This is a genomic window from Streptomyces sp. RPT161 (assembly GCF_027533845.1).
In the GTDB taxonomy this organism is placed as follows: domain Bacteria; phylum Actinomycetota; class Actinomycetes; order Streptomycetales; family Streptomycetaceae; genus Streptantibioticus_A; species Streptantibioticus_A silvisoli_A.
On the sequence record NZ_JAPZVN010000053.1, the window covers coordinates 1 to 4,881 of the forward strand.

The 4,881-nt window shown below is 71.0% G+C and carries 2 protein-coding genes; both read left to right on the top strand.

All coding sequences use genetic code 11. The annotated features are described in order from the left end of the window. The coding region (locus O5O46_RS34785; RefSeq protein WP_269859684.1) for an SDR family NAD(P)-dependent oxidoreductase at positions 1–3,488 on the top strand (3,488 nt) is incomplete at its 5' end. A gap of 58 nt (positions 3,489–3,546) precedes the next feature. Further along, positions 3,547–4,881: type I polyketide synthase (locus O5O46_RS34790; RefSeq protein ID WP_269859685.1), on the top strand; the 1,335-nt coding region annotated here is incomplete at its 3' end.

Consider the following 4,881-nt stretch of genomic DNA (forward strand, 5'->3'; position numbering starts at 1 on the left):
TGATCGCCGTGCAGGCTGCGGAGGACGAGGTTGGTCCGTGGTTGACCGATCGGGTCGGTGTTGCGGCGGTCAACGGTCCGGCCTCGGTTGTGATCGCTGGTGATGAGGGCGAGGCGCTGGCGGTCGCTGGGCGGTTCGAGGCGTTGGGTCGTAAGACCAAGCGGTTGACGGTGAGCCATGCGTTCCACTCGGCGCACATGGACGGCATGTTGGCGGACTTCCGTAAGGTGGCGGAGGGGCTGAGGTACGAGGCTCCTCGGATTCCGATCGTTTCCAACCTGACGGGTGCGTTGGTCACCGCTGAGGAGATCTGCCTGCCTGACTTCTGGGTGCGTCATGTGCGTGAGGCCGTGCGTTTCCTCGATGGCGTCCGTGTGTTGGAGGCGGAGGGGGTGACGGCGTATCTCGAACTGGGGCCGGATGGTGTGTTGTCGGCCATGGCCCAGGAGTGCGTCACGTCGGAGGGCGCGGTGTTCGTCCCGGTACTGCGGGCCGGACGCTCGGAAGCCGAGACCGTGACCACCGCGCTGGCCCAGGCCCACGTCAGCGGCATCGCCGTCGACTGGCGGGCGTACTACGCCGGAACCGGCGCCCAACGCGTCGACCTACCCACCTACGCCTTCCAGCACCAGCGGTACTGGGTCGACACCTTCGCGGTGTACGAGGACGTGGCGTCCGTCGGACTCGGAGCCGTCGGACATCCGCTGCTCGGTGCGGCGGTGGAACTTCCGGACTCGGACGGGGTGTTGCTCACCGGCCGGTTGTCGGTCCAGAGCCACCCCTGGCTGGCCGACCACACGTTGCTCGACGCGGTCGTCGTGCCGCCGTCGGCCTTCGTGGAACTGGCGATACACGCTGGGGAGCAGGTGGGGTGCGGTGCGCTGGACGAGCTGACCCTGGATGCGCCGCTGGTGCTGCCGGAGCGCGGTGGTGTCCAACTGCGCGTCACGGTGGGCGCGTCCGACGAGTCGGGACGGCGCACGTTGTCCGTGCACTCGCGCCCGGACGAGGCCACCGGCGACGCCGTACGGCCCGACCTGCCATGGACCCGCAACGCCATCGGCGTACTTGCCGCACAGGGCGGTCCCGAGCCGCAGCCCGGCCTGACGGAATGGCCGCCAGCCGGTGCCATGCCTGCGCCGTCCGACGCGGCCGAGGTCTACCGCCACCTCGCCGCCGCCGGACTGGTGCACGGACCGGTGTTCCAGGGCCTGAACAAGGTGTGGACGCACAACGACGAGATCTACGCGGAAGTGCGCCTCGCGCCGGAACAACAGTCCGACGCCACCCGGTTCGCTCTGCATCCGGCGCTCCTCGACGCGGCCCTGCACGCCCGCGCCCCGCACATTCCCGGTGACGCGCTGCCGCTGTCGTGGCGCGGTGTGAGCCTGCACGCCAGCGGCGCCTCGGCGCTGCGGGTGCGGATCGTGCCGGAAGGGGACGACACCGTGTCCCTGACTGCGGCGGACGAGTCGGGCAACGTCGTGGCGTCAGTGGCCGCCGTGGCCCTGCGCCCGTTCGCCGTGGACCAGACGGAACAGCTCGCCACGCACAACGACGCACTGTTCCGTCTCGACTGGACCCACCTTCCCGTCGCCGCGGCGACATCGGGCCGCTACGCCATCGTGGGCGCCGCGGACCACGAGCTGGGTGTCCTGGGTGAGGCGTTCGAGGACCTGGCGGCACTGGACGCGGCCATCGCCGCCGGTCATCCGGTACCGGACGCCGTCCTCGTGCCCGTCCTGCACAACACGCCCGAAGCGGTAGCGGCGCCGGTCCATGACGCGGCCACCCGTGCGCTCGGCACACTGCAAGCCTGGCTGGCCGGTGAGCGGTTCGGCTCGGCACGCCTGGTGCTGGTCACCCGGGGCGCGGTCGACACCGGTGGCGATGGGCTGCCGACGGACCTGGCGGCCGCCCCGGTCTGGGGGCTGGCCCGCTCGGCGCAGTCGGAGAACCCGGACCGGATCGTCCTGCTCGACCTCGACGCGACCGCCTCGACATACGCGGCCGTACCGGGAGCCATCGCCTCCGGTGAGCCCGAACTGGCCCTGCGCGCGGGCGCGGCCTACGTACCGCGGCTGGCCAGGGTTGAGACGGCGGCCGGGGACGTCACTCGGACCATCGAGCCCGAGGGAACCGTCCTGATCACCGGCGCCACCGGCGGCCTGGGACGACTGCTCGCCACACATCTGGTGGCCGAGCACGGCGCACGCCGTCTGTTGCTGGTCAGCCGCAGCGGTGAGGCAGCCGAGGGCATGGCCGAACTGCGTGACCAGCTGACCGAGTTGGGCGCACACGTCACGGTGGCGGCCTGCGATGCCGCCGACCGTGCGGCGCTTGCCGAAGTCCTGGACCGGGTCCCGGCGGAACACCCGTTGACGGCCGTCGCGCATGTCGCCGCGGTGCTGGACGACGGTGTGGTCGACAAGCTCACCCCGGAGCGGCTGGCCCGGGTGCTGCGGCCGAAGGTCGACGCCACGGTCAACCTGCACGACCTCACCAAGGACCGCGACCTATCGGCGTTCGTGATGTTCTCCGCTGCGGCAGGCACCCTGGGCGCCGCGGGACAGGCGAACTACGCGGCGGCCAACGTCTTCCTGGACGCCCTTGCCCGGCACCGCCGCGCCCAGGGGCTCCCGGCGGTCTCGCTGGTCTGGGGCATGTGGGCGGAAGAACGCGGTATGGCAGGACGGTTGGCAGCGGCGGACCGGACACGTACGGCACTCGGCGGCATGGTGCCGCTGGCGGCCGACGAGGGCCTGGCGCTGTTCGACGCCGCCATCACAACCGACGAGGCCGTACTGGTGCCCGTCCGGCTTGACTTCGCCAAGCTGCGGGCTGCCGCCGCGACGGGCGAACTGCACCCGATGTTCCGGGGGTTGGTCCGCACTCCGGGCCGCCGGAGCGCGCGGTCCGACCAGGGCGGCACGGCGGGAAGGGAGAGCATCGCGCAGCGGCTGTCGCGGCTGTCGGCGGCCGAGCGGGAGCGCACGGTGCTGGACCTGGTACGTGCCCAGGTCGCCGCGGTGCTCGGGTATGCCTCGGCCGAGCTGGTCGGCGCCGGTCAGGCGTTCCGCGAGCTGGGCTTCGACTCCCTGACCGCGGTGGAACTGCGCAACAGGCTGAACGCTGCCACCGAACTGCGGCTTCCGGCCACGTTGATCTACGACTACCCGACCCCGGCCGCGCTCGCCGAGTACCTGCTGGCCGAGGTCGTACCGGACGCGGCGGGGGAGCCGAAGAACTCCGTACTGGAGGAGTTGGACCGGCTGGAGAACGCCCTGTCCGCGCTGGCACCGGACGATGTCTCGGAGCTGGTGCCGGACGAGGCGGCGCAGGCCCGTATCGCGGTACGGCTGCAGTCGCTGTTGGCGAAGTGGAACGACGTCCGCGGCGCGGCGGAGGGCGGCGCGGCGGACGTCCTCGAAGAGGCCAGCGACGACGAACTCTTCGACTTCATCGACAAGAGGTTCGGCAAGGGCTGAGCGATTCCAACACCGACCACCGCGACGATCTCGACCATTTCGAATGGATGAAGCGCCAATGGCGAACGAAGCAAGGCTCCGGGAATACCTCAAGAAGGTCACGACGGAACTCGACGAGACCTATGGGCGGCTGCGGGAAATCGAGGACCAGGCACGGGAGCCCATTGCGATAGTCGCGATGAGCTGCCGTTTCCCCGGAGACGTGCGGTCGCCCGAGGAACTGTGGCGGCTGCTGGAGTCGGGCGGTGACGCGCTCACCGGCTTCCCGGCGGACCGCGGTTGGGACGTGGAGGGGTTGTACGACCCGGACCCGGACAGCCGTGGCACCTCCTACACCAGAGAGGGCGGCTTCCTCAGCGACGCCGCCCGCTTCGATCCGGCCTTCTTCGGGATCAGCCCGCGTGAGGCGCTGGCGATGGACCCGCAGCAGCGGCTGCTGCTGGAAACCGCGTGGGAGGCGTTCGAGCGGGCGGGCGTCGACCCGGTGACGCTGCGCGGTAGCCAGTCGGGTGTCTTCGTCGGCGTCAACGGCTCCGACTACCTGAACGCGCTGTTGGAGGCGGACGACGACTTCGCCGGGCACCTCGGCACGGGTAACGCGGCCAGCGTGATATCCGGCCGCCTTTCCTACACCTTCGGCCTCGAAGGTCCGGCGGTCACCGTCGACACCGCCTGCTCGGCGTCCCTGGTCGCGCTGCACCTCGCGGTGCAGGCGCTGCGCAACGGCGAGTGCTCGCTGGCACTTTCGGGCGGCGCGCACGTGATGGCGACTCCCGGCCTGTTCGTGGAGTTCAGCCGCCAGCGCGGCCTTTCCACCGACGGCCGCTGCAAGGCGTTCTCCGCCGACGCCGATGGGTTCGGCCCGGCCGAGGGTGTGGGCATGCTGCTGCTGGAGCGGCTGTCGGACGCCCGCAGGAACGGCCACCCGGTGCTGGCCGTGGTGCGGGGCAGCGCCGTCAACCAGGACGGTGCGAGCAATGGCCTTACGGCCCCCAACGGCCCGTCCCAGCAGCGGGTGATCCGCCAGGCGCTGGCGAACGCCCGGCTCACCGCCGACCAGGTCGACGCGGTCGAGGCGCACGGCACCGGTACCTCGCTCGGTGACCCCATCGAGGCGCAGGCACTGCTGGCCACCTACGGCAAGGAACGACCGGAGGGCCAGCCGCTGTGGCTGGGCTCCGTGAAGTCCAACATCGGGCACACACAGGCCGCGGCCGGTGTCGCCGGTGTGATGAAGATGGTGCTGGCGATGCGGCACGGTGTGCTGCCGAAGTCACTGCACATAGCCGAACCCTCCCCGCACATCGACTGGTCGACCGGCGCGGTGTCGCTGCTGACGGAGCCGCGGGAGTGGCCGGAGACCGGACACCCGCGTCGCGCCGGCATCTCGGCC